Here is a 21,580-nt window from a genome sequence, read left to right on the forward strand (position 1 = left end):
CCCGCGTCACTGCAGCCGACCCACGTGTGCCATCGCCTGCCGGAGCAGGACGTTCTGGCCGCCGTTCATCTCGAACTGGATCTGCTCGGCGCACGCCTCCTCGGGCGTCATCCAGGCGAGGTCGATCGCGTCCTGCTGCGGGCGGCAGTCGCCGAGCACGGGCACCACGTAGGCGAGCGAGACCGCGTGCTGGCGGGGGTCGTGGTACGGCGTGACGCCCGGCGTCGGGAAGTACTCGGCCACGGTGAACGGCTGCGGCGAGGCGGGGATCTGCGGCAGCGCGACGGGCCCGAGGTCCTTCTCGATGTGCCGGACCAGCGCGTCCCGCACCCGCTCGTGGTACATCACCCGGCCGGACACCAGCGCTCGGGACATGACGCCCTCGGAGGTCACCCGCAGCAGCAGACCGACGGAGACCACGTCCCCGGAGTCGTCCACCCGCACGGGGATCGCGTCGATGTACAGGATCGGCAGCTGGGAGCGGACGCGAGAGATGTCGTCAGGGCTCAGCCAGCCGGCGGGGCGTTCGGGTCCCCGGGGGAACTCGGCGGAAGCAGTCACCTCCCATGTCTACCCCGCGCACGGCCCGCGCCGCGTGTCGGCGCGCTGCGCTGGACGCCGTGAGGTGCGCATCACGGGGGAGAGGGAATAGTGGACGCCGAGGGAACGCTCTACCACTCGGTAATCGAGACTGGAGGAACGTCATGGCGACGATTGAGCTCACGGGTACGTCCATCGGCCCGACGATCCAGGACAACGGCATCGTCCTGATCGACTTCTGGGCCGAGTGGTGCGGACCGTGCAAGCGGTTCGGGCCCGTGTTCGAGGCATCCTCGGACGAGCACCCGGACATCGTGCACGCGAAGGTCGACACCGAGGCCGAGCAGGAGCTCGCCACGGAGCTGCAGATCTTCTCCATCCCCACGCTGATGGGCTTCCGCGACGGGATCCTGGTGTTCAACCAGGCCGGTGCGCTGCCCGCCCCCGCGCTCGCGCAGGTGGTGGACGCCATCCAGGCGCTGGACATGGACGAGGTCCGCGCCACCATCGCGGCGAAGTCCACGACCGCCTGACGGTCGTCGGCGAACGAAGGGCCGGTCACTCCTCGCGGAGCGACCGGCCCTTCGTCGTTCGAGGCCGGGATGTGCGGTGCGGGAGACGGGAGTCGAACCCGCACGCCCTCTCGGGCACCAGGACCTAAACCTGGCGTGGCTGCCATTTCACCACTCCCGCGATCGGGGCTGGGCCCGTCAGAGAACGACGAGCCAGCACCCTGTTCTAGGCGACCTTGAGGTCCTTGCGTAGCTTGGCGACGTGGCCGGTGGCCTTCACGTTGTACTGGGCGAGCTCGACGCGGCCCTCGGGGTCGACGACGACGGTCGAGCGGATGACGCCGGTCACCGTCTTGCCGTACAGCGACTTCTCGCCCCACGCGCCCCACGCCTCGAGCACAGAGCGGTCCGGGTCGGACGCCAGCGGGAACGTGAGGTGCTCGGCCTCGACGAACTTCGCCAGCGCCGGCAGGTCGTCGGGGGAGACGCCGACGACGGCGTACCCGGCGGACTGCAGCGACGCCAGGTTGTCCCGGAAGTCGCACGCCTGGGTGGTGCAGCCCGGCGTCATGGCCGCCGGGTAGAAGTAGACGATCACGTGCTGTCCGCGCAGGTCGGAGAGCGTCACGCTGCCTCCGTCGGCGGTCTGCAGCGTGAAGTCGGGCGCGAGGTCGCCGACGGTGAGGCGGGGCACGTGGTCTCCTGACGGACGGGACGGCGGATGCGTCGTCATCGTACGTCGGACCGGCCCTGGGCGGGCTCGGGGTCGCCGCGGCTTGCTCCTCGCGCATCGGGGTGATGGCATGGTGCAGGACGGACGACCAGGACGACGACGGAGGAGGTCGACCATGAGCGAGGACGACACCTCGGTCCCGGCGGAGGACGACACCACGCAGCCCGTGAAGGACCTGCTCGCCGAGCACGTGCCTCTGGCGCTGCTCGTCGACCTCGTCACGCCGGAGTCCACGTCGACGGAGATCCTCGAGGCCGAGGGCCTGCCGGACGTCGCCTGGTGGGAGCGGGACACGGGCTCCGCGCCCGCGGCCGATCCCGAGCCGTGACGGTCGTCACGACCGGGGTATCCGATTGGCTGTCCGGGCATGTCGCCTGGTAACTTTCTCTCCGCGCGCCATTAGCTCAATTGGCAGAGCAGCTGACTCTTAATCAGCGGGTTCGGGGTTCGAGTCCCTGATGGCGCACCACCCCCCGAACGGCCCCGCACCAGTGGTGCGGGGCCCTTCGCTATGCGCTGGCCCTCAGGAGGGCCCTCACGCGCGGTGGCCGCGGTCCGACCTCATCTTCTCGGCCTCTGTGGTGGCGGGAGGCTCCGCGGCGTGCGGGCCGGACCCGGCAAGACGGTCGGACTCCATCTTCTCGGCTTCGTCCGTGGTGTCGGCCGGGTAGGCGCCGTCGCTCGTCGAGAGTCCGTCGGAGCTCATCTTGGCGGCTTCGGTCGTCTCCGGCGGCTCGGGTCCGGGGTCGGTCGGCGAGTTCCGCAGCCGGTCCGAGCGCATCTTCGACGCTTCGGTGCTCCGGTCGTCTTCGGGTGTGTTCTGCATCTTCTTCTCCTCCATCGGTGGATGTGGCCCGACGGCCTATGAGACGTGGCGTCCGGGCACGGGCTCAGGTCGGCCCGAGGGGCTCGGGCCGCGTGCCGGCGGGACGCGGAGTCCAGGCAACGGCGGCGTTGCCCTCGGTCGTCCTCGGGTCCTGCGATCGGGCACGGGGCCCTCTTCCGGTGGTGCCGGACGGCGGGCGGTCGAGCTGAGGGCCTTCGATCCGGGACTCCCTCGACAGTACGCCCGTGCGGTCGAACCGGCGGTCGCGGGGAGGGCCCGTCGTGCGTGCGGGTACGTCCCGGGCGACGATGGGCGCACCGATGGGCTACGGACGGAGCGGTCGATGGCAGTGCAGGGTCAGGAGTTCGACGTCGTCGTGATCGGTGCCGGCGCCGTCGGCGAGAACGCCGCCGATCGCGCTGGTCGCACCGGGTTGAGCGTCGCGATGGTCGAGCATGCGCTCGTCGGCGGCGAGTGCTCGTACTGGGCGTGCATGCCGTCCAAGGCGCTGCTGCGCCCCGGGGCCGTCCTGGCCGCCGCGCGCTCCGTGCCCGGTGCGGGGGAGATCGGCTCCGTCGACGTCTCCGCGACCTTCGCGACCCGCGACGACGTGACGCACCACTGGGACGACGGGTCGCAGGTCGGCTGGGCGGAGGGCGCCGGGATCACGCTTCTGCGGGGCCACGCGCGGCTGACCGGTCCGCGTGAGCTCGTCGTCGAGACCGCCGACGGGCCGACGCGCGTCACCGCCCGCAAGGCGGTCGTCGTCGCCACCGGCTCGGAGCCCGTGTTCCCGCACATCGACGGGCTCGCCGAGGTGTCGCCCTGGACGAGCCGCGAGGCGACGTCGGTGCAGCAGGTGCCGGCGCGGCTGGCCGTGCTCGGGGGCGGGGTCGTGGGCGTCGAGATGGCCACCGCTTTCGCGGACTTCGGCAGCGAGGTCACCCTGATCGTGCGCGGCGACCGGCTGCTCGTCCCGGCGGAGCCGTTCGCGTCGGAGGCGGTCGTCGACGGGCTGCGGACGCTCGGTGTGACGGTCCTGTTCGGCACCGAGACGCGGTCGGCGCGACGCGACGACGACGGGGTGCACCTGGAGCTCGACGGCGCTGCCGACCTGGTGGTCGACCAGGTCCTCGTCGCGACCGGTCGCCGGCCGCGCACCTCCGACATCGGGCTGGACACCGTCGGGCTGACCCCCGGCAAGGCAGTCGCCGTCGACGACCGCCTGCAGGCGACCGGCGTGGACGGCGGCTGGCTGTTCGCGGTCGGCGACGTGTCCGGGCGGACCGCGACGACCCACCAGGGCAAGTACGACGCCCGCATCGTCGGAGACGTCATCGCGGCCCGGTTCGGTGCGACGGAGGCCACGCACGAGGACACGAGCTTGTCCGCGGCCGACGAGGGGAACGCCGCCCCGTGGAGCCGCTACCGCGCGAGTGCCGACGACGCCGCCGTCCCGCAGGTCGTCTTCACGCGACCCGAGGTGGCGTGGGTCGGACTGACCGAGAAGACCGCGCGCGACCGCGGCCTCGAGGTCCGGGTGGTCGACTACGACATCGCGAACGTCGCCGGGGCGTACGTCCTGGCGCCCGACTACGCCGGTCACGCGCAGATCCTCGTCGACGACGCGCGGGGTGTGATCGTCGGCGCGACATTCGTCGGGCCCGAGGTCGCGGAGCTGCTGCACGCGGCCACCGTCGCGATCGTCGGCGAGGTCCCGCTGGACCGGCTCTGGCATGCCGTGCCGTCCTACCCGACCGTCAGCGAGGTGTGGCTCCGCCTGCTGGAGACGGCCGGCCTCTAGACGCCGGACGGGCGGGCCGGAGGTGCTCCGACCCGCCCGTCCGAGTGGTTCAGCCCGCGAGCGCGCCGTCGCTCGAGAGCACCAGGCCGATCGTGGCCTCGCCCTTGAGCACGGCCTGACCGATCAGGCCGAAGTCGTAGGACTTGAAGTCCGCGAACTGGAGTCCGTACTTCTCCTCGAGACCCGGCTGGCAGAACGGACGCTCCGGGCACTCGGCCGGTCCGGCGAGGATCAGCCCACCGCAGGTCTCGGCGAGGTCGCTGAGCGTCTTGACGCCGTGGTCCGCGGCGAACTTGTCGGTCACCGCGAAGGCGTTCTGGTCCTGTGCTGCCGAAGGCTTCCCGACCGTCAGGCCGGCCGCCTCGGCGAGCGGCGTGAGGGCCGCGACCGTGGCGTCGACGTCGGGGGAGGCCACCGAAGGCGCGTCAGAACCGTTCGCCTGGCCGTTGAGGAAGTCCGCGAGCGTGGCGGCGTACTCCGGGACGGCCGCGAGCGTGCCGTCCTGCAGCGCCGGCAGGTAGGTCTCCCTGTTGCCGACCGTCTGCACGGCCGCGTCGAACCCGGCCGTGCGCAGCACCGCCGCGTAGATCTCGGCGAGGGTCGTGCTCTCGGAGAAGTTGGCCGCGCCGATCGTGAGCGAGGTTCCCGTGCCGGCGGCGGGGTCTGCAGCGGTCAGCTTCTCGGTCTCGACGAACTCCTTGGCCACGTCGCTCGACGTGCGCCGGTCGATGTCGACCGCCTTGTTGAGCTGGATGAGCTTGTCGGTGTCGAGCGCTGCCGAGACCGAGTCGAGCGCCTCGATGATCGCGGGGTTGGCGTCGGCGGCCGCCTTGTTCACGGCCGGGATGATGTTGTCGGCGTTCTGCAGGCCCTTGTCGTCCGTGAGGACGACCAGCTTGTCGCCGGGGACCGGGTCGCAGATGGCGACGGCGGAGGCCGGCGCCGACGGCTCGGCCTCGCCTCCGCCCGAGCCGGGGTCCCCGCAGGCGCTGAGCACCAGCGTGGCTGCGGCGATCAGGACAAGGGCGGCGGAGCGGGATGCTCGCATGGTGCTCTCCTCGGGCTGTGGTGCGGGGGGAGGGAGGGTTCCCGGAGGGTGACAGGGGATTCCGTCACCGGTGTGGTCAGGGGGATGGGCTGGGGCCATTCGAACCGCTGGTGACGGGCTCGGCAACCGGTGATGACCGGCGGGACCGGGTCCGTGTGCTGGTGGTGGAGGTCTGACGGGCGAGCGAGCGCAGCCCGGGTGGGGTGGCCAGGTGCTGGACGAGCGCGAGGACGCCCTCGACGATCAGGCAGAGCGCCGCGACGAGCAGGCCGCCCGCGAGCACCTGCCCGTAGTTCTGGATGCCGAAACCCTCGACGACGATCGAGCCGAGGCTGCGACCGCCGACGAGGGCGGCCAGCGGCACCGTGGCCACGACCTGCACGGATGCGGTCCGAAGGCCGGCCGCGATCAACGGGATCGCGAGCGGGACCTCGACGGCCCACAGGCTGCGCGCGCCGGACATGCCGACCCCGCGCGCCGCGTCGCGCACGTCCGCGTCCACGTCGCCGAGCCCGGTCACCGTGTTGGTCAGGAGCGGCGGGATGGCGAACACGGCGCACGCCAGGACGGTCGCGGTGTTCCCGAACAGCCCGGTGGCGGCCAGCAGTGTGAGCAGGGCGAGCGTGGGCAGCGCGCGCGTCGTGTTGGCGACGACGACGCCGACCTTCGCGCCGCGTCGGCGGTGGCCCAGCCAGAGCGCCAGGGGCAGCGAGACGACGGCCGCGAGCAGCACCGCCAGCGCCGAGACGACGATGTGTGCCTTGGTGAGCGCGATGACGCCGTTGCGGCCCGTCCAGTTCAACGGGTCGTTCAGCCACGCGAGGGCTTCCTGGAAGACGTCCACGTCACACCGGGCTCTCGACGCGGGACCACGGCGTGAGCCGTCGCCCGATGCCCGCGATGAGGAGGTCGAGCACGAGCGCCAGCAGGAGGCACAGCACCGTCGCCGTCATGATCTCCGCGTGGTAGTTGCTGCGGAAGCCCCGGAACATCAGCTGCCCGAGCCCGCCGTACCCGACGACCACGCCCACGGTCACGAGCGCGACCGTGGTGACCGTCGCGAGGCGCAGACCTGCGACGATGCTCGGCAACGCCTGCGGCAGCTCCACGGAAAGCAGCAACCGCCCGCGCCCGTATCCCATTCCGCGCGCGGCGTCCCGGACCGCCGGGTCCACGCCCTGCAGGCCCACGAGGATGTTGCGCGTGAGGACCAGGAGCGCGTACGAGACGAGCCCGATGAGCACGGTGGTCCGCCCGATCCCCGTGTAGGGAGCGAGGACGGCGAACAGCGCCAGCGACGGGATCGTGTACAGGACGCCCGCGACACCGAGCACGGGGCCGGCGAGCCGCGGGCGCAGGTGCGCGAGCGCGGCCAGGGGCAGGGCGAGCACGAACGCGATGGCGACGGCCTCGAGCGTCAGGGAGACGTGCTGCTCCAGGTACCGCGCGATGTCGGCGCTGTTGCGCTCGATGTACTGCCAGGAGAACCACGGGTTGGGTGGAGCCTCGGCGAAAAGCATGGACCTGACATTAGGTGGAGGCACCGACACCTGCAGCGGTGAGCCGGTCCTGGGTGCCCGGCATCGAGTCCGGTCCGTGCTCGGTACCGAGCAGCGGTCGTGATCGGTCCTGCGCGTGTCACACGCACCGACTAGCGTCCCTGGGGTGGCAGACGAACCGGCGATCAGCTTCGAGCACGTGCGCAAGGTCTACGACGCGCGGTCGAAGGACGGCGCTGCCGCGTCCGCCGTCGACGACCTGACGCTCGCGGTGCGGCCGCACGAGGTCCTCGTGCTCGTCGGCCCGTCGGGCTGCGGCAAGTCGACGACGCTGCGGATGGCGAACCGGCTGGTCGAGCCGACGTCGGGGCGGATCCTGCTGGAGGGCGAGGACGTGACGCGCGTCGACCCGGTGAAGCTGCGCCGGCGGATGGGCTACGTGATCCAGAACGTCGGGCTGTTCCCGCACCGCACCGTCGCTCAGAACGTGGCCACCGTGCCGGGCCTGCTCGGCTGGGACCGCAAGCGCACGGCCGCGCGCGTCGACGAGCTGCTCGACCTCGTCGGGCTGCCGCCGGACCGCTACGCGCGGCGGTACCCGCACGAGCTGTCGGGCGGCGAGCGCCAACGCGTAGGCGTCGCCCGGGCGCTCGCCACGGACCCGCCCGTCCTGCTCATGGACGAGCCGTTCGGTGCCGTCGACCCGGTGGGCCGCAGACGGCTGCAGACCGAGTTCGCCCGGATCCAGCGAGACCTGGGCATCACCGTGATCCTGGTGACCCACGACATCGACGAGGCCGTGCGGATGGCCGACCGCGTGGCCGTGCTGAGCACGGGCGCCCACATCGAGCAGCTGGCCTCCCCGCTGGACATCGTGGCCCGCCCCGCCTCGCCCGCCGTCGCGGACCTGGTCGGGCGCGGGCGGACGGCTCGCCTGCTGGCGCTGGGCCGCCTCGAGCTCGCCGACCTCGACCCCGTGGCCGACGGCGCGAGCGGGGAGACGATCGCGGTCGGGTCCGAGCTGGGCGACGTCCTGCACGCGTTCGTCGGCTCGAGGCAGACGGTGGCGGTGGTCGACGAGCACGGCCAGGTGGTCGGCAGCGCGACGCCCGCGACCGTGGTCCGGGCCCTCGATCGCGTGACGGCCGACCAGCCCGACGAGACGCAGGTCACTGACAACGCTGATGCCCCCGTCGGTACAGTGCGCTCGTGACGCCGACCACTGCCCGCCTCGCCCTCGCGACCTGCGGCGAGCTGCCCGAGCTCGACCAGGACGACCACTCGCTGCGTGATGCGCTCGCGGCACAGGGGATCGCCGTCGACGCCGTCGTCTGGGACGACCCGACGGTCGACTGGGGCACCTACACGCACGTGGTGATCCGCTCGACGTGGGACTACACCGAGCGCGCGGCGCAGTTCGCCGACTGGACCCGTCGCGTCGAGCGCACGAGCACGCTGCTGAACCCGGCCACGGTGGTCGGCTGGAACATCGACAAGCAGTACCTGCGCGACCTCGAGAACGCCGGCCTGCCGATCGTGCCGACCATCTGGCTGGACCCGGAGCGCAACTTCGACTCGCGGGCCATCCACACGCGGTTCCCGGCCTTCGGCGACTTCGTCATCAAGCCCACCGTCAGCGCGGGCTCGCGCGACACCGGCCGGTACGACGCGGGCGTGACGCAGCAGCGGTCGATGGCGATCACGCACGCGAAGAACCTGCTCGGCGTGGGCCGGCGCGTGATGATCCAGCGCTACCTGCGCAACGTGGACACGGCCGGCGAGACCGCGCTGGTCTACGTGGACGGCGTGTTCAGCCACTCGGTGCGCAAGGGCGCCCTGCTGGACGGCCCCTACCGCGAGCGGCTGGCCGACGAGCTGTACCGCCAGGAGATCATGACCGCGCGGGACGCCAGCGACGCCGAGCGCGAGCTCGCCGACCGCGTCGTCGCCGCCCTGCCGGACGTCATCCCCGGCGTCGACCGACCGCTGCTCTACACGCGCGTGGACCTGATCCCCGACGACGACGGCGCGCCCGTCGTCCTCGAGGTCGAGCTCACGGAGCCGTCGCTGTTCTTCGCGCACGCGGACGGCTCGGCGCAGCGGTTCGCCGACGCGATCAGCGCCCGTCTCTGAGCGGTCCTGGGCCGGTGTGCCGAGGCCCGGGAAACGGATGCCGGAACACGGCGGCCGCTCGGGTACACTTCTGGACGCCCCGGCGTACGCGTCGGGGGATCGTGGTGGCTATAGCTCAGGTGGTAGAGCACCTGGTTGTGGTCCAGGGGGTCGCGGGTTCAAGTCCCGTTAGCCACCCCATCGCGTCGGGCGTCGACCATCTCGTGGTCGGCGCCCGTCGCCGTTCCCGGGCTCGCGCCGAGGCACAGGGTCGCGACCGGCCCGCCGAGACGCCCGGACAGGCTCGCGGCGTCGTCCAGGAACAGGCCGACCCACGCCAGCTGGAGCTCGCGGCGCGCCACCGGGTCGGCGCGCGGTCCGCGGGTCTGCCCGAGGAGCTCCACGACGGTCGTCTGGGTGTCGGCGGGCAGCGGGTCGGGCACCGGTGACCCCTGCTGCTCCAGCGCGGTCGCGATGCCGTGGTACCAGCCCTGCGTCCCGGCGGACCGCCCGAGGAGCAGCGCCGCGATGTCGCCGTCGCGGCCGGTCACCGGGAACCGCGGCCGTGTGAGCTGGTCGATCGCCTCCGCGGACAGGCGCAGCCGGCCCACCCCGTTGATCACGGCCGTGACGGTCTCGAGCCCCTCCGGCCGCACCCCGCGCTCGGCGAGGTACTGCCTCAGCGCGCTGTCGAGCCGCGCGGCGGCCGCCTGGGCACCGTGGCGGTCCGCGGGGGCGCCCAGGGGCTCGGTGACGGTCGCGTGCACGGTCGCGTGCAGCAGGTCGGCCGTCGAGCGATAGGCGTCCGCCAGCGCGCGCCGGACGCGGGCCGCGGCGCCGCCGGGCCAGAGCAGCAGCCCGACGACGAGGGCCGCGGCACAGCCGATGGCGACGTCCTGCACGCGGACGAGGCCGACCTTCCAGCCGACGGGGTCGAGGATGTTGAACAGCACGACGACCGTGACGGTGAACGCGGCCTGACCGGCCGCGAACGAGACCGTGTTCGGGGCGTACGCGGCGACGAGCACGGCGATCGGCAACAGGACCCACAGGGCGACCGGGCCGGTCGGGGCGATCGCGACGAGCACGCCGCCGATCGCGAACCCGATGACGGTGCCGAGCAGGGCGCGCAGGACGGTCGACGTGGTGGCGAGCGCCGACGTCCGCAGCACCGACATGGCACCGAGGGCCACCCAGAAGCCGTGCTGCACGTGGCTCAGCTGCACCGCGAGCACCGCGGTCGCCATCCCCACCCCGGTGCGCAGGCTGTTCTGCATCCACACCGAGTCGAGGTGGAACTGCTGGGCGGCGATCCGGCCGGCCGCCTGGACGGGCCCGGTGGCCAGCGGCGTCGACCCGCGGCCGAGCATCCGGTCGACCATCGGTCGGGCGTCGGCTGCGGCGGACGCGGCCGCGGTCCGGCCGATCAGGTCGGTCGCGTACACCCAGGCGTGGGCACGCTGCGTGTGGTGGTCCAGCTGGTCGGGGGTCAGCGGCACGCCGTGGCTGAGCTCGTCCGCCAGCTCGTCGACGGCCGCGCGCCGGTGCTCGTCGAGGTCGGCGAGCGCGTCGTCCAGGCGGCTCCGTGCCGCGGGGCCGGTGCGCGGCCCGAGGACGTCGCCCGACGCCTGCAGGACGCGCGCGCACGAGCCGACGACGCGCCGCGTCCACGGCGGCCAGCCGGCGACGGCCGCGGGGTCGGAGACGCGGACGAGCTGGTGGAGCCACTCCAGCTCGTCGGCGAGCCGCAGCAGCAGCCGGCTGCCCGTCGTGAGCGTCACCGGCCGGTAGGTGGTGGCCCGCAACGCGCGGCGCAGCTTCGCGAACGCGCCGGTCACGGACGCCTCGTCGGAAGGGCCGTGCTCGCCGACGAACGAATCCAGCCGGAGCCCGAGGGCCGAGGCGACTGCCGCGGAACCCTCCCGCAGCCGGTCGTGCTCCTGCGGCGGCCACAGGAACAGCGCCGCCGGGATGCCGAGCGCGGCGGCGACGGCCCAGCCGGCCAGCCGGGGCGGGAGGTCCGACACGTCGGCGGGCACGGTCACCGGCAGGACGTACAGGAGCAGCAGCGAGCGGCTGGCGGACGCGATCGCGGCGGACGTGGCACCGGCGAACACGATGAGCGTGCCCGCGACCAGCATCGACGTCGTCGCCAGCCACACCGAGCGCGAGGCCAGCGTGGCGACCGAGATGAGCACCAGGCCGACGACGAACAGCGAGACGTAGGACACGAGCCGCTGCGACCGGCTGCCGGGGAAGTCCGCGAACAGCAGGAGCGCGAACGTCCCGAAGACCGCGAACGTCGTCAGCTGGCTGTCACCGATGCCGAGGTCGGTGATCGCCAGGACGACCATGGTGAGCAGGGCGACGCGCAGGGCGCGGTGCAGGGCATAGCCCTCCGGGTCGTGCCGGCGCAACCAGTCGCGCACAGGCCCACCCCCCTCAGCCCTCGGACAGCAGAGCGCCCTTCACCGACGTGGCGACGATCTCCGCGGCGATCTTCTTGGCCGCGGTCGAGTCGGGGCCCGGCTGCGCCGGGAGCAGCGCGGCCCGGTAGTACCGCAGCTCGTCGATGCTCTCCAGGATGTCGGCGAGCGCGCGGTGGCCACCGTTCTTGCGGGGCGACGCGAAGTACACACGCGGGTACCAACGGCGGGCCAGCTCCTTGATCGACGACACGTCGATCACGCGGTAGTGCAGGTAGCCGACGAGCTCGGTCATGTCGCGGTCGAGGAACGTCTTGTCCGTGCCCACCGAGTTGCCCGCCAGCGGGGCCTTGCCCGGCTCCGGGACCCACTCGCGGATGTACGCGAGCACCTGCTCCTGCGCGTCGGCGAGCGTGGTGCCGCCGGCGAGCTCCTCGAGCAGGCCGGACGTCGTGTGCATCGCGCGGACGAAGTCGTTCATCTGCACGAGCGACTCGGGCGGCGGCGCAATGATGACGTCGATGCCCTCGCCGAGCACCCGCAGCTCGGAGTCGGTGACCACCGCGGCCACCTCGACCAGCGCGTCGGCGCCCAGGTCCAGGCCGGTCATCTCGCAGTCGATCCAGACGATGCGGTCGGCACTCTCGTGTCCGGTGGGGGCGGCTGCGGGCGTCGTCGGGCTGGTCACGCTGGCCAGCCTAGGGCTCGCGACGACGTCGCGCGCCAACTCATTCCCAGGTGGGGACCGTGGGCGGCCCTAGCGGTGGTGGTGCTCGCGGCCGGGCACGGTCCCCGCGAGCCAGGCCGCGACGGGGACGACGACCGCGAACAGCGCCGCTATCCAGGCGGCGGCGACCCACGACGTTCCCGCCCAGTGCAGGACGACCAGGATGCCGGCACCCGCTGCGAGCCCGAGCAGGACGCGCTCGACCCAGACGACGACCGTGTGTGCGCGGCGAGCGGGTTCCGGTGCGGCGACCGGCTCCGGCTCCGGTGAGGCGTGCCGGCCCATCAGCGGGGGACTCGGGACGTCGCGGCGGGCATGGCGTCATCGTGGCACGACGAACGGTGCGGGACAGGGAACGGCGGACATGGCACGGCGCGGGCCCCKGGTCGTGGGACCCGCGCCGGGACAGTGCTGGTGCGGTTCGTTCAGTGCGCGCCGACCGCCCCGGCGAACGAGGGGCTGGTCAGGACGCGCGGCGGATCTGGAGGTCGCCGCGTGTTCTCGGACGGCTGTCTGGCCGCGTGCGCGGCCTCGACGACGCGCTCCTGGTGGGAGCGGGCCAGGCGCTGACCGTACTCGTGACGGTGCAGCTCGAACGTGCTGGTGGGATGCACAGGAATCTCCTCCGGGCATGGTTCGACCAGGGCGGTTGCCCGGGTCGATGTGGTTGGTGTGAGACCTACTCGACCACGGTCGTGTGGCGTCGGTCACGGCTTTTTCCCGGCATGTCGCGGCTGGCGGGATCTGGACGGCCGACGACGGTCTGCCACGTGTCGCGTGTCGGCGGTCGACGCCAAGATCGTGCTGTGACCACCGAGACGCGACCGGCCGAGGTCCAGACCGGCCGCATCGGGCTGCTCCTGGGTTCTGCGCTGTACGTCGCGGCGGTGCTCGGCACGGGGATCCTGCTGCTCCCGACGCTCGCGGTGCGCGCCGCCGGACCCGGGTCGCTGCTCGCGGTCGCGGGCGTGCTGGCCGTGTCCGTGCCCCTGGCCGCGACGTTCGCCGCGCTCGCGACCCGGCATCCCGACTCCGGTGGCGTCGCCACCTACGTCCGGCTCGCGCTCGGACCGACCTCGGCGCGCGCGACCGGCTACTGGTTCTTCTTCGGCGTGTGCGTGGGTGCGCCGGTCGTCGCGCTCGTCGGGGCGCAGTACGTCGTCGCGATGCTCGGCGGGTCGCAGACGCAGGTGTACGTCGTCGGCGCCCTGCTCCTGCTCCCGCCGCTGGTCACCAACGCGGTCGGGCTGCGGCTGAGCGGACCCGTGCAGCTCGTGCTGACCGGCCTGCTCGTCGTGCTCGTCGTCCTGGTCGTGCTCGTGTCGCTGCCGGCGTCCGACCCGGCGGAGCTGCGGCCCTTCCTCCCGCACGGCTGGTCCGGGGTCGGTGCGGCCGCGAGCCTGTTCGTCTGGGCGTTCGCCGGCTGGGAGGCCGTGACGCACCTGGCGGGGGAGTTCCGCGACCCGCGGCGGACCATCCCGCGCGCCACCGCGATCGCCCTGGTCGTCGTCGGCGTGGCCTACCTGTCGTTGCAGTACGTCGCCGTGACGGCGCTCGGCGACTCCGTGTCGGACGTGCCGCTGATGGACCTGGTCGACGTCGGGCTGCCCGGTGCCGGGCGCGTCGCGGTGGCCCTCGTCGCGGGCATCGTCACGCTCGGGGTGCTCGGTGCCTACTTCGGCGCGTTCGCCAAGCTGGGCGCGTCGCTGGGCAGGGACGGGGACCTGCCGCGCTGGGTGGCCGACGGCGCGCAGCCCGGCGGGGTGCCGCGTCGCGCCCTGCTCGTCGTCGCGGTGCTCTCGTTCGCGTACTTCACGCTGGTCGTGGCCACCGGTGGCGACCTCGAGCCCTTCGTGCTCGTGCACACGAGCTGCATGGTCGCGGTCTACGCGCTCGGGTCGGCCGCCGCGGTCCGGCTGCTCGAGCGGGGGAGCGCCGGCTGGTGGTGCGGGGTGGTCGCGCTCGTCCTGGCGCTCGTCCTGGCCGCGCTCGCCGGGTGGCACCTCGTGGTGCCGGTGGCCCTCGGGCTCGTCGCGGTCGGGGTCGGCCGGGTCCGGCGCTCACGCGCGCTCGACCCGGTCAGAACCCGATCGCCTCGCGCAGCAGGAGCACCGTCCCGCGCCCCGGGATCAGCTCCGCGTTGAGGACCAGCAGCCGGCTGACCGCGCTCGGCTGCCCGTAGACCGCCATGGCGCGCTCGTTCTCCAGCGGCAGCGCGTGCTCGTGCACGCGCCGCAGGGCGACCTCGAGGGTCGGCACCACCTTCTGCGCGCCGACCACCCAGATGGCGTGCGCGGCGCCGCCGGCATAGGCGGGCAGCTGGCTCCCGGTGCCCGACGCGGCCACGAGCGAGCCCGTCTCGGTGACCGCGGCGACGCTCCCCACGACCACGTCGGGGGTCGACATCAGCCGCCGGATGTCGTCGGCACGCGTGCTGCGGTCCATGGCCAGGATCAGCGGCTTGACCGCCAGGTAGCGGCCGCTCGCGTTGAGGTCGGCGTCGATGCCGGACAGCCGCAGAGTCTCGCTCGCGCCCGTGAACACGCTCGATCCGTCGGGGACGAGCTCGGCGATGCGGACCCGCGCTGCCGCGACGTCGTCGAGGATCTCGACCGCGAAGCCGTGCGCGGTCAGCGCCTCGGCGGCCCGCTCGAGGCTGTGGTCGGAGGCCGGTTCGGTGAAGGGGCCTGCTGCGGTGCTCGTGGTCATCGTGTCTCCCGTGGGTCGGTGTCGTGAGTACGACCACGGAGCCGCGCAGAATGTGAGGCCTGACGTTTCGGGGGGCTGTCCGGTCGGAGGAGGGTGAGAGTGGACGACGTCATGCGCGAGCGGCGCCAGCTGATCAACGTCTCGTACCGCCTGCTCGGCTCGCTGGCCGACGCCGAGGACGTGGTCCAGGAGGCGTACGCCCGCTGGTTCGCGATGACGCCGCAGGAGCAGGACGCGATCGAGTCGCCCGGCGCCTGGCTCACCACCGTCGCGAGCCGCCTCTGCCTCACCCTGCTCGGCTCGGCCCGCGTGCGGCGCGAGACCTATGTGGGCGAGTGGATCCCGGAGCCGCTTCCCGACGGCACCGTCGCCGACCCGGCCGACCGCGTGACCCTCGACGAGTCGATCAGCATGGCGTTCCTCGTCGTGCTCGAGTCGATGACCCCCGCGGAGCGCGTCGCGTTCATCCTGCACGACGTGTTCGGCTACCCGTTCGCGGAGGTGGCCGAGATCGTCGGCCGCACGCCCGCGGCCTCCCGGCAGCTGGCCTCGTCGGCACGCCGCAGGCTGCGCTCCTCGCAGGCCGCACCCCGGTCGGTCCAGGCCGGCGTCGTGCGTGAGTTCAAGCAGGCCTGGGAGGCCCGGGACGTCGCCGCGCTCATCGGCCTGCTGGACCCGTCCGCGACGTTCGTCGCCGACGGCGGCGGGCTGGCGCCGACTGTGGTCGAGCCGATCGTGGGGGCAGAACCCATCGCCCGTGCCCAGGTGCAGATCGGCCGCGTCGCGCCCGACGTGCGGCTCGTCGAGCGCACGGTCAACGGTCAGCCGGGTCTGGTCGCGCAGCTCGACGGCGTGATCCTGACGGTGTTCGCGTTCCGGGTCGTCGGGGAGCGCATCATGAACATCTGGGCGGTCCGGAACCCGGACAAGCTCCGCCCGTGGGCGTGAGCCGCGTCAGTCGCGGACCCGTACGGTGCCGGCGAGCTCGACGTCGAGGGCCGATCGTCCGATGTAGACCTCGACCTGGCCGGTGGGCGTGACCCACGTGTCGGCGTCGGCGTCCCAGTAGGAGAAGTCGCGTCGGTCCAGCTCGATCCTCACCTGCTCGCGCTTCCCGGCGCCCAGCTCGATCTTGGCGAAGCCCGCGAGCTTGCGCGGCGGGGAGTCGACGCCCGGGAGCGGACCCAGGTACACCTGGACCACCTCGGTCCCGTCGCGGTCTCCGACGTTCCGCAGCCGGAGCCGCACGTCGATCGTGTCCTGGCCCCCGGTCGTGCGCAGGACGTTCCCGACACGGAACCGGTCCATGGCGAACTGGGTGTACGACATCCCCTGCCCGAAGACGAACCGGGGGTCCACCCCGGCCGCGAGGTAGCCGCGGTAGCCGATGTCCAGACCTTCGGTGAGCTCGACGTTCTCGTCGTCGAGCCACGGGTTCTGGACGCCCTCCGGCAGGGCGTCCTCGCTGCGCGGGTAGGAGACGGGCAGGCGGCCGGACGGATCCTCGTCGCCGAACAGGATCGCGGCCAGTGCGTGGCCCTCCTCCTGCCCGCCGAAGTAGTTCTGGACGAGTGCCGGCACGGCGTCGACCCACGGCATGGTCACGCCGGTGCCGGTCGAGACCACCACGACGGTCTTCGGGTTGGCGGCCGCGACGGCTCGGATGAGCTGCTCGGCGTTCTGCGGCAGCTTCAGCGAGACCATGTCCCGCTCCTCGCTCTCGTACGTGCGCACGTAGACGACGGCGACGTCGCTGGCGGCTGCTGCCGCTGCCGCCTCGGCCACCGACGGCGGGAGGGCGTCGGCGGGCGCGGACCACTGCAGGAGGAACGTGCCGGGCTGCAGGCCGACCAGCGGGTGGTCCTGGGAGTACTCGACCCGCAGGCCGTACTCCTGCCCCGCCTGGAGCTGGAGCGGCTGCGAGCGGACGTCGCGACGACCATCGGCGCCCGTCATGTCGACGACGAGCTGGTCGTCGAGGTAGACGCGCGCGTCGCCCCACCCGGTAGCACCGAGGACGTAGGCGCCCGTGCTGGGCGCGACGAGGCTGCCCGTGTACCGGACCGACTGGTCGCCACCGCCCGCGGGGCCGGCTCCGGCGAGGATCGGCGTCGGCTGCACCTGCGACCCGTACAGGCTCGCGAAGGCGGGTGACCCGCCGATGAACCCGACGTCGTACGCGACCTGCCGCTCCGTGCGCGTCAGGCCGGGGGCGCCGGACCAGTCCGCGTTCGGGTAGTAGCGGGCGGTGAGCCCGTCGCCGATCCCGCGCTCGGGTCGCAGCACGGACGACGGCACGGCGGTCATGTCGGCCGTCTCGATCATGTTCGCCCCGTTCACCGGGTCATTGCCCTGGGCGTAACGCACCTGCGCGCCGAGGTCCCGTCCGCGTTCGCGCATGGCATCGAGCAGCGACACCTCGTACGTCGCTTGGACGTACGCGGACCCGCCGAGCGTCGACGGGATCGTCGCGTCGGCGCCCACGACGGCGATCGAGTCGATCGCGTCGCCGTCGATCGGCAGCGCGTCCGCGTCGTTCTTCAGCAGGGTGATGGCGTCCTCCTGCACCTCGCGGGCCACGGCGCCGTGCTCCGCGACGGGGATCGCCGTCGGCGTGTAGTCGTTGTCGAAGATGCCGATGGCGAACATCGTGCGCAGGATCCGCAGCACCGCCCGATCGACCAGCTCGACCGGGACGCGGCCCTCGTCGACGGCGGCGAGCAGCGCGTCGCCGTAGAACGCCCGCGTGCCCGTCTCCATGTCCGTCCCGGCGACGACCGATGCCTCCGTGGAGTGGATCGCCCCGAAGTCCGTGAGCACGAAGCCCTGGAAGCCGAGCTGGTCGCGAAGGATCTGGTTGAGCGTGAACTCGTTCTCGCAGGAGTACACACCGTTGATCTTGTTGAACGAGCACATCACCGAGCCGAGGTCGGCCTGGGTGATGGCGGCCTCGTACGCGGCCGTGTGCACCTCGCGCAGCGTCCGCTCGTCGACGACCGAGTTCTGCAGCCCGCCGCGGAACGTCTCCTGCGTGTAGGCGGTGTAGTGCTTGAGGTCGGCGATCACGTTGCGGGCCTGCACCTCCTGCACGAAGGGCACCACCATCGCGGCGTTGAGCTGCGGATCCTCGCTCGCCGACTCGGCCTGCCGCCCCCAGAACGGGTTGCGGGTCGGGTCGGAGTTGGGGCCGAGCAGCACCTCGTGACCGGTCTGCCGGGCCTCGTCGGCCACGACCCCCGCATAGTCGCGGGCCCTCGCCGGGTCCCAGGTCGCCGCGAGCGCCAGGTTGGTCGGCATGGCGGTCGCCCTGTCGGCGGTCGCGGGGAGCAGCCACCCGCGGGACGCGATGCCGGCGGTGGCGTCGGCCATGCTCAGCTCCGGGATGCCCAGACGTTCGATGGGCGCACTGTAGAACGCCGCCGGACCGGCACCCTGGTCGCCCGTCATGAGCTCGACCTTCTCCTCCAGCGTCATCGCCTGCAGCAGCAGCACGGCGCGCTGGTCGGGTGACAAGGCGGTGTTCATCCACGGGTCGCCGGGCGCCGCCGCGGCTGGCAGGCCCGTCTGGAGGGTGATGACCAGGGCGGTCGCGCTCGCTGCGGCGATCGCCAGTCGTGCCCTGCGCGCTCCCCGCGAGATCAGCTCCGGCGTCATGACAGGCCCTCCACGTCGAGGACGGTCCGCATTCCGGGGAAGGTCCCGGTCACGGTCTGGTCACTGCCGATGAGACCCCCGTCGCGGCGCGGGCGTCGACCCCCGAGAGGGGCCCAACCTTGGTCCCCCCTCGGGGGCGGCTCGCCTGGCGGGTACCGGTCGCCGGGGCCAGCATCGGGGGATGCGCAACGAAGCGCTGCGCCAGTTCCTCATGGTGCGTCGGGCACGCATCACCCCGGAGCGCGCCGGACTCTCCGCGCCCGGGGGCGCCCGCCGTGTCGCGGGCCTTCGGCGGGACGAGGTGGCGAGCCTCGCCGGGATCAGCACGGGGTACTACCGACGGCTGGAGCGAGGGGTCGTCGCGGGGGTCTCCGAGTCGGTCCTCGCGAACCTCGCCCAGGCGCTGCGGCTCGACGACGTCGAGCGCGACCATCTGGCCGACCTGCTGCGCTCCCCACCGGCCACGAACCGGGCGGACTCTCGTGCGCCACGGACCAAGTCCGTGCGTCCCTTCGTGCAGCAGTGGCTCGATGCCACGGACCTGCCGTGCTGCGTCGTCGACGACAGGCTCGACGTGCTCGCCGCCAACGACCTCGGGCGCGCTCTCTACCTGCCCCTCTACGAGAGCCCGGCGCGACCCGTGAACCACGCGCGCTACATCTTCTGCGACCCGGGTGCGTGGACCTTCTGGAGCGACTGGGACGCCATGGCCGACCTCACGGCGTCCCTGTTGCGCGGGAGCTCAGGGCGCGCGCCGTCAGACCTCGGGCTCTGTGCGCTCGTTGACGAGCTCACCGCGCGGAGCCCGGACTTCCGCCGTCGGTGGGCGGCGTACGACGTGGCAGCAGACACGTCGGGCGTGCGCGAGATCAACCATCCGACGGTCGGGCGCCTCACCCTCGAGGCACACTCCGTCCCGCTGCCCGAGGACCCCGGTCAGCGGATGGTCGTGCACGCGGCGGCTCCGCGGTCGCCATCCCAGCGGCGCATGGCGCAGCTCGCAGCGGACCACGGGCTCGTGGCGAACGACGGGAGCGGCAGCCTGGTGCCGGAGCCCAGGCGTCGAGAGCTGACCGGTCGCCTCTCCGAGTGACGGGCACCCGGCCGCTCACCGTGCCGGTACGCGACGAACCGGGTAGAACCGATCCCCATGACCATCGTCGGACTGCACAACTCGCACGAGCAGGTCCATCCCGCTGCGCTCCTGGCGACCACCCAGCGCGCGGAGCAGGCGGGCTTCGACGCCGCTATGTGCTCCGACCACTGGGCGCCCTGGTCGGTCCGGCAGGGGCACTCCGGCTTCGCATGGACCTGGCTGGGGGCCGCGATGGCGACGACGCGGCTGCCGTTCGGCGTGGTGAACGCCCCCGGCCAGAGGTACCACCCGGCGATCATCGCGCAGGCGGTCGCGACCCTCGGGGCCATGTTCCCCGGACGTTTCTGGGTGGCGCTGGGCTCGGGGGAGAACGTCAACGAGCACATCACCGGCGGCCGGTGGCCGGCCAAGGCCGAGCGGGACGCGCGTCTGCGGGAGTGCGTCGACGTCATCCGCGCCCTGCTCGACGGCGAGGAGGTCACGCACACCGGCCTGGTCACCGTGGACCGCGCGAAGCTCTGGACGGTTCCCCACGAGACGCCGCTGCTCATCGGCCCCGCGGTCACGCCCGCGACCGCACGGGCCCACGCCGGCTGGGCCGACGGTCTGGTCACGGTGAACCAGAGCCCCGAGATCCTCGAGCGGGTGGTGCACGAGTACCGGGACGCGGGCGGTCGAGGCGAGATCGCGCTGCAGGTGCACGTCTCCTGGGCGCCCGACGAGCGCACGGCGTTCGAGGTGGCGCGTGAGCAGTGGCGCAACCAGGTGTTCGGACCGCCGGTCGCCTGGGACCTCGACACCCCGGAGGCGTTCGACTCAGCGGGCGAGCACGTCAGCGACGAGGCCGTGCGTCGCAGCGTGCTGGTCGACCACGACCCGGCGCGCCTCGCCGACCGCCTGAGCGAGCTGGTCGCGATCGGCTTCGACGCGGTCTACCTCCACCAGGTGGCGACGGACCCGCGTCCGAGCGACGACAAGCACGACGATGCCGCGCCGACGAGCACGCCGCGCAGCGCGGCCCTCGACGCGTTCGTCGACATGGCGGCCGAGCACCTCCTGCCCCAGCTGAAGCAGGTGGCCGCGTGAGCCGGAACGGTGTCGTCGCGGCCGTGCGTAGGCGCCCCCGGCAGGACTCGAACCTGCAACCTACGGATTAGAAGGCCGTTGCTCTATCCATTGAGCTACGGGGGCCGGGCGTGCGTGCACGCCTGGCACAGCCTAATCGGCGACGTGCAGGTCGCAGGCGCGGGGACGTCGGGCGGACGAACCGCCCGGATTCGGAACCGCGTGGCGTTTTGCCAGGTCAGATCGCACCGGGACAATGGTCGCGTGAGCGCGCAGCCCGGCACGGCTCCAGTGCAGCCCGCGCAGTACGCGCAGCCACTGGTCGGCTCCGCGCGCCATGTCGCGGACGACCCGCGCGACATCCTCGCCCGCCCGCTCGCGCAGACGTCCCTGCTGGACGCCGTCAAGGACCTCCGACGGGACGTCGAGAAGACCGGGTTCCCGCTGGAGATCGAGGGCATCGAGGTCGCCCGCGCGTCCCGGGACCGACTCGTCGACCAGCTCGGGGAGCACCTCGTGCCCCGGCTCACGGAGCTGTCGGCGCCTGCGGTCGTCGTCGTGTCGGGGTCGACGGGTGCGGGCAAGTCGACGCTCGTGAACTCCCTGGTCGGAGCCGAGGTCAGCACGGCCGGCGTGCTGCGACCGACCACCCGGCGCCCGGTCCTCGTGCACCACCCCCTCGACACCGAGCTGCTCTCGCACCACCCCGTGCTGGAGTCCGTGAGCGTCGTCGCCGACGAGCACATGGTCCGGGGGATCGCGCTGCTGGACGCTCCCGACCTCGACTCGGTGCTGGAGTCGAACCGCGAGTCGGCGCACCGGCTGCTCG

22 protein-coding genes, 4 tRNA genes and 1 pseudogene are annotated in these 21,580 nt (G+C 72.7%); 12 read left to right on the forward strand and 15 right to left on the reverse strand.

What is annotated here, in order from left to right:
* Positions 1 to 6 precede the first annotated feature (6 nt).
* Positions 7 to 561: an NUDIX hydrolase family protein gene (locus AC1DUE_RS07840; RefSeq protein ID WP_477038850.1), complete on the reverse strand. Its 555-nt coding sequence runs from the start codon at positions 559 to 561 to the stop codon at positions 7 to 9.
* 143 nt (positions 562 to 704) lie between these two features.
* Between AC1DUE_RS07840 and AC1DUE_RS07845 the strand changes: the two genes are divergently transcribed.
* Positions 705 to 1,073: a thioredoxin family protein gene (locus AC1DUE_RS07845; RefSeq protein WP_477038851.1), complete on the forward strand. Its 369-nt coding sequence runs from the start codon at positions 705 to 707 to the stop codon at positions 1,071 to 1,073.
* A gap of 77 nt (positions 1,074 to 1,150) precedes the next feature.
* On the opposite strand, the gene AC1DUE_RS07850 is transcribed toward AC1DUE_RS07845, so the two are convergent.
* Positions 1,151 to 1,233, reverse strand: a tRNA-Leu gene (locus AC1DUE_RS07850).
* 45 nt (positions 1,234 to 1,278) lie between these two features.
* Positions 1,279 to 1,746, reverse strand: a complete 468-nt coding sequence (gene bcp, locus AC1DUE_RS07855) for a thioredoxin-dependent thiol peroxidase (protein ID WP_477038852.1) — start codon at positions 1,744 to 1,746, stop codon at positions 1,279 to 1,281.
* Positions 1,747 to 1,900: 154 nt separating this feature from the next.
* On the opposite strand from bcp, the gene AC1DUE_RS07860 reads away from it, so the two are divergent.
* Both AC1DUE_RS07860 and AC1DUE_RS07865 read left to right on the forward strand, forming a co-directional pair.
* Positions 1,901 to 2,113 (forward strand): hypothetical protein, encoded by a 213-nt coding sequence (locus AC1DUE_RS07860; protein ID WP_477038853.1) that lies wholly within the window; start codon positions 1,901 to 1,903, stop codon positions 2,111 to 2,113.
* A 65-nt stretch (positions 2,114 to 2,178) separates the two neighbouring features.
* Positions 2,179 to 2,254: transfer RNA gene (locus tag AC1DUE_RS07865), tRNA-Lys, on the forward strand.
* 66 nt (positions 2,255 to 2,320) lie between these two features.
* Here the strand turns inward: AC1DUE_RS07865 and AC1DUE_RS07870 are convergent.
* Positions 2,321 to 2,611, reverse strand: a complete 291-nt coding sequence (locus AC1DUE_RS07870) for a hypothetical protein (protein WP_477038854.1) — start codon at positions 2,609 to 2,611, stop codon at positions 2,321 to 2,323.
* 343 nt (positions 2,612 to 2,954) lie between these two features.
* On the opposite strand from AC1DUE_RS07870, the gene AC1DUE_RS07875 reads away from it, so the two are divergent.
* Positions 2,955 to 4,415 (forward strand): dihydrolipoyl dehydrogenase family protein, encoded by a 1,461-nt coding sequence (locus AC1DUE_RS07875; protein WP_477038855.1) that lies wholly within the window; start codon positions 2,955 to 2,957, stop codon positions 4,413 to 4,415.
* Positions 4,416 to 4,464: 49 nt separating this feature from the next.
* Here AC1DUE_RS07875 and AC1DUE_RS07880 read toward each other — a convergent pair whose 3' ends face one another.
* The 3 genes from AC1DUE_RS07880 to AC1DUE_RS07890 all read right to left on the reverse strand — a co-directional run bounded on the left by AC1DUE_RS07880 (position 4,465) and on the right by AC1DUE_RS07890 (position 6,983).
* Positions 4,465 to 5,463, reverse strand: a complete 999-nt coding sequence (locus AC1DUE_RS07880) for a glycine betaine ABC transporter substrate-binding protein (protein WP_477038856.1) — start codon at positions 5,461 to 5,463, stop codon at positions 4,465 to 4,467.
* Between the two features lie 76 nt (positions 5,464 to 5,539).
* Positions 5,540 to 6,307 (reverse strand): ABC transporter permease, encoded by a 768-nt coding sequence (locus AC1DUE_RS07885; protein WP_477038857.1) that lies wholly within the window; start codon positions 6,305 to 6,307, stop codon positions 5,540 to 5,542.
* Position 6,308: 1 nt separating this feature from the next.
* Complete coding sequence (locus tag AC1DUE_RS07890; protein WP_477038858.1) at positions 6,309 to 6,983, reverse strand: ABC transporter permease; 675 nt, start codon at positions 6,981 to 6,983, stop codon at positions 6,309 to 6,311.
* 145 nt (positions 6,984 to 7,128) lie between these two features.
* On the opposite strand from AC1DUE_RS07890, the gene AC1DUE_RS07895 reads away from it, so the two are divergent.
* From AC1DUE_RS07895 to AC1DUE_RS07905, 3 genes are all read left to right on the forward strand, one after another.
* Positions 7,129 to 8,175, forward strand: a complete 1,047-nt coding sequence (locus tag AC1DUE_RS07895; protein WP_477038859.1) for an ABC transporter ATP-binding protein — start codon at positions 7,129 to 7,131, stop codon at positions 8,173 to 8,175.
* Positions 8,172 to 9,095: an ATP-grasp domain-containing protein gene (locus AC1DUE_RS07900; RefSeq protein WP_477038860.1), complete on the forward strand. Its 924-nt coding sequence runs from the start codon at positions 8,172 to 8,174 to the stop codon at positions 9,093 to 9,095. The genes AC1DUE_RS07895 and AC1DUE_RS07900 overlap by 4 nt, the downstream gene beginning before the upstream one ends.
* Positions 9,096 to 9,199: 104 nt before the next feature.
* Positions 9,200 to 9,275 (forward strand) — tRNA-His (locus tag AC1DUE_RS07905).
* On the opposite strand, the gene AC1DUE_RS07910 is transcribed toward AC1DUE_RS07905, so the two are convergent.
* From AC1DUE_RS07910 to AC1DUE_RS07925, 4 genes are all read right to left on the reverse strand, one after another.
* Positions 9,254 to 11,503 carry an FUSC family protein gene (locus tag AC1DUE_RS07910; protein ID WP_477038861.1) on the reverse strand — a complete coding sequence of 750 codons (2,250 nt, stop codon included), beginning with the start codon at positions 11,501 to 11,503 and terminating at the stop codon, positions 9,254 to 9,256. The genes AC1DUE_RS07905 and AC1DUE_RS07910 overlap by 22 nt on opposite strands.
* A gap of 13 nt (positions 11,504 to 11,516) precedes the next feature.
* Positions 11,517 to 12,188, reverse strand: a complete 672-nt coding sequence (gene orn / locus AC1DUE_RS07915; RefSeq protein WP_477038862.1) for an oligoribonuclease — start codon at positions 12,186 to 12,188, stop codon at positions 11,517 to 11,519.
* Positions 12,189 to 12,257: 69 nt separating this feature from the next.
* On the reverse strand, positions 12,258 to 12,512 hold the full coding sequence (locus tag AC1DUE_RS07920; protein ID WP_477038863.1) for a hypothetical protein: 255 nt from the start codon (positions 12,510 to 12,512) through the stop codon (positions 12,258 to 12,260).
* A gap of 140 nt (positions 12,513 to 12,652) precedes the next feature.
* A complete protein-coding gene (locus tag AC1DUE_RS07925) occupies positions 12,653 to 12,841 on the reverse strand; it encodes a hypothetical protein (protein ID WP_477038864.1) in 189 nt (62 codons plus the stop codon).
* A gap of 192 nt (positions 12,842 to 13,033) precedes the next feature.
* On the opposite strand from AC1DUE_RS07925, the gene AC1DUE_RS07930 reads away from it, so the two are divergent.
* Complete coding sequence (locus AC1DUE_RS07930) at positions 13,034 to 14,371, forward strand: APC family permease (protein ID WP_477038865.1); 1,338 nt, start codon at positions 13,034 to 13,036, stop codon at positions 14,369 to 14,371.
* Here AC1DUE_RS07930 and AC1DUE_RS07935 read toward each other — a convergent pair.
* Complete coding sequence (locus tag AC1DUE_RS07935) at positions 14,307 to 14,936, reverse strand: LUD domain-containing protein (protein WP_477038866.1); 630 nt, start codon at positions 14,934 to 14,936, stop codon at positions 14,307 to 14,309. The genes AC1DUE_RS07930 and AC1DUE_RS07935 overlap by 65 nt on opposite strands.
* Before the next feature lie 99 nt (positions 14,937 to 15,035).
* Between AC1DUE_RS07935 and sigJ the strand changes: the two genes are divergently transcribed.
* A complete protein-coding gene (sigJ, locus tag AC1DUE_RS07940) occupies positions 15,036 to 15,884 on the forward strand; it encodes an RNA polymerase sigma factor SigJ (RefSeq protein ID WP_477038867.1) in 849 nt (282 codons plus the stop codon).
* 6 nt (positions 15,885 to 15,890) lie between these two features.
* Here sigJ and AC1DUE_RS07945 read toward each other — a convergent pair whose 3' ends face one another.
* A complete protein-coding gene (locus tag AC1DUE_RS07945; protein WP_477038868.1) occupies positions 15,891 to 18,590 on the reverse strand; it encodes a glycoside hydrolase family 3 protein in 2,700 nt (899 codons plus the stop codon).
* 181 nt (positions 18,591 to 18,771) lie between these two features.
* Between AC1DUE_RS07945 and AC1DUE_RS07950 the strand changes: the two genes are divergently transcribed.
* On the forward strand, positions 18,772 to 19,683 hold the full coding sequence (locus AC1DUE_RS07950; protein ID WP_477038869.1) for a helix-turn-helix transcriptional regulator: 912 nt from the start codon (positions 18,772 to 18,774) through the stop codon (positions 19,681 to 19,683).
* Positions 19,684 to 19,740: 57 nt separating this feature from the next.
* Positions 19,741 to 20,772 (forward strand): TIGR03885 family FMN-dependent LLM class oxidoreductase, encoded by a 1,032-nt coding sequence (locus tag AC1DUE_RS07955; RefSeq protein ID WP_477038870.1) that lies wholly within the window; start codon positions 19,741 to 19,743, stop codon positions 20,770 to 20,772.
* Between the two features lie 32 nt (positions 20,773 to 20,804).
* Here AC1DUE_RS07955 and AC1DUE_RS07960 read toward each other — a convergent pair.
* Together AC1DUE_RS07960 and AC1DUE_RS07965 are read right to left on the reverse strand one after the other, a co-directional pair.
* Positions 20,805 to 20,877: transfer RNA gene (locus AC1DUE_RS07960), tRNA-Arg, on the reverse strand.
* A 27-nt stretch (positions 20,878 to 20,904) separates the two neighbouring features.
* Positions 20,905 to 21,264: a hypothetical protein gene (locus AC1DUE_RS07965; protein ID WP_477038961.1), complete on the reverse strand. Its 360-nt coding sequence runs from the start codon at positions 21,262 to 21,264 to the stop codon at positions 20,905 to 20,907.
* Positions 21,265 to 21,345: 81 nt separating this feature from the next.
* Between AC1DUE_RS07965 and AC1DUE_RS07970 the strand changes: the two are divergent.
* Positions 21,346 to 21,555: pseudogene (locus tag AC1DUE_RS07970) on the forward strand (hypothetical protein); the annotation flags it as partial.
* Between the last annotated feature and the right edge of the window lie 25 nt (positions 21,556 to 21,580).

Source organism: Cellulomonas sp. P4_A2 (assembly GCF_056402515.1).

What these genes read in the sequence shown, in the direction of transcription:
- AC1DUE_RS07890 (WP_477038858.1), bottom strand. Translation starts at nt 6,983, where the DNA reads ATGCTTTTCGCCGAGGCTCCACCCAACCCGTGGTTCTCCTGGCAGTAC.
- AC1DUE_RS07955 (WP_477038870.1), top strand. Translation starts at nt 19,741, where the DNA reads ATGACCATCGTCGGACTGCACAACTCGCACGAGCAGGTCCATCCCGCT.
- AC1DUE_RS07880 (WP_477038856.1), bottom strand. Translation starts at nt 5,463, where the DNA reads ATGCGAGCATCCCGCTCCGCCGCCCTTGTCCTGATCGCCGCAGCCACG.
- AC1DUE_RS07945 (WP_477038868.1), bottom strand. Translation starts at nt 18,590, where the DNA reads ATGACGCCGGAGCTGATCTCGCGGGGAGCGCGCAGGGCACGACTGGCG.
- AC1DUE_RS07845 (WP_477038851.1), top strand. Translation starts at nt 705, where the DNA reads ATGGCGACGATTGAGCTCACGGGTACGTCCATCGGCCCGACGATCCAG.
- AC1DUE_RS07920 (WP_477038863.1), bottom strand. Translation starts at nt 12,512, where the DNA reads ATGGGCCGGCACGCCTCACCGGAGCCGGAGCCGGTCGCCGCACCGGAA.
- AC1DUE_RS07860 (WP_477038853.1), top strand. Translation starts at nt 1,901, where the DNA reads ATGAGCGAGGACGACACCTCGGTCCCGGCGGAGGACGACACCACGCAG.
- AC1DUE_RS07875 (WP_477038855.1), top strand. Translation starts at nt 2,955, where the DNA reads ATGGCAGTGCAGGGTCAGGAGTTCGACGTCGTCGTGATCGGTGCCGGC.
- AC1DUE_RS07935 (WP_477038866.1), bottom strand. Translation starts at nt 14,936, where the DNA reads ATGACCACGAGCACCGCAGCAGGCCCCTTCACCGAACCGGCCTCCGAC.
- AC1DUE_RS07950 (WP_477038869.1), top strand. Translation starts at nt 18,772, where the DNA reads ATGCGCAACGAAGCGCTGCGCCAGTTCCTCATGGTGCGTCGGGCACGC.
- AC1DUE_RS07870 (WP_477038854.1), bottom strand. Translation starts at nt 2,611, where the DNA reads ATGCAGAACACACCCGAAGACGACCGGAGCACCGAAGCGTCGAAGATG.